Raw genomic sequence first — 1,062 nt, forward strand, 5'->3', positions numbered from 1 at the left:
TGCCTATTGCCTTCCCCTCCTGGGAGGGGTTAGGGGTGGGTTCCTCTTGCCTATTGCCTCTTGCCTTCAAACTTTTCCCTATTCCCTATTCCCTATTCCCTATAATCCTCAAGAGAATTCTCTCATTTTAAGCCAAAAGGAAGCGCCTCCTTTATTAACACCAGTCATTTCCGGGGATTGCCAAAGGGATGACATTATGGCTTTTAAGTATGGATCGTACCCGATGAAAGCGTTTGGCAAAATAATATCAAATTTACTACCTTCTGCCAAGAGGTAGGCGGCTAATACATACTGTTCAGAATAATGACGCTTTTCCCATTTTTGAGGATAATCATAGGGTAAAAATATATTATGAAATACTACAATAACCCCAGGCTTCAACTTGTAAAAAATATCTAAAAATATTACTGTAGCATCGGAATTCATAAATATTCGATGGGAATTATCTACAAATAATATATCCCCAGATTCCAGTTGATCAAAAATAGCAATATCGACAGTTTCTACGGGCTTTCGAATCACTTCATCACAGATTAAATCAACTTCTGCTCTCGGCTGAGGATCGATAGATATAATCTTAGTGTTTAGCCCACCATCCTTAATCGCTCGCCTAGCGAATTTTGTAGAGTTTCCTGACCCAACTTCAAAATAGAGTTTAGGCTTATTCAAGCGTATAATACTATAAAGGGAGACGGCATCAAGACCAGGGAGCCAGGGATTGAATAATGATGGCTCTGGGGATTGCTCTTTTATGGCTTTATTGGCGAATTTCAGCAGATTTTCCTGGTATTGCAAAAAGCTATTGAGATAAGTTTTGTAAGTGTCTCTACCTCGATTAATTATTTCATACAGCTTGGGATGAGGAGGCTTACCATGCCCATATCTCGATTTTTGATTTATGGGATAATCGAAATATAGGAATGTGCCTTTATAGGATTTTTCAGTTTTCATTTTTAATAGCAGTTATCAATTTGGTGAGGTAGTTTTGTCTTGGGGAGTCGGGAGTCGGGAGTCGGGAGTCGGGAGTCGGGAGTCGGGAGTCGGGAGTCGGAAGTCGGGAGA

1 protein-coding gene is annotated in these 1,062 nt (G+C 40.4%); it reads right to left on the bottom strand.

The window, feature by feature from the left end; genetic code table 11:
* Positions 1–108: 108 nt before the first annotated feature.
* A complete protein-coding gene (locus F6K20_RS39605) occupies positions 109–951 on the bottom strand; it encodes a class I SAM-dependent methyltransferase (protein WP_008181867.1) in 843 nt (280 codons plus the stop codon).
* Between the last annotated feature and the right edge of the window lie 111 nt (positions 952–1,062).

Origin of the sequence: Moorena sp. SIO2C4, from assembly GCF_010672485.1 — a bacterium.
In the GTDB taxonomy this organism is placed as follows: domain Bacteria; phylum Cyanobacteriota; class Cyanobacteriia; order Cyanobacteriales; family Coleofasciculaceae; genus Moorena; species Moorena producens.